This is a genomic window from Citrobacter sp. TBCS-14 (assembly GCF_005280805.1).
Classification (GTDB): domain Bacteria; phylum Pseudomonadota; class Gammaproteobacteria; order Enterobacterales; family Enterobacteriaceae; genus Citrobacter; species Citrobacter gillenii.
In genome coordinates, this window is the sequence record NZ_SZWM01001292.1 from 1 (window position 1) to 214 (window position 214).

1 pseudogene is annotated in these 214 nt (G+C 51.4%); it reads right to left on the reverse strand.

Features of this window, described 5'->3' with window-relative positions:
• A pseudogene (gene yfjT, locus FDX22_RS27430) lies at positions 1-214 on the reverse strand (protein YfjT); the annotation flags it as partial.

Consider the following 214-nt stretch of genomic DNA (forward strand, 5'->3'; position numbering starts at 1 on the left):
GCAGTGCCTTCGTAGCGTTTGTCAGGTCAACGCTGAAGGTCCCTGCTTTGCGGTCATTGACGTAGACTTCGAACTGCCTGGCCTTGCGGATATCCATGATGAAACTAAACCAGGCATTATCCCCGTTACGCCAGCCAAGGGTTGAGGGAATGGCATATTGCTTATGGTCCATCACCACTGTGATGTCGGTACTGTTATCATGCGAGCTGATCGT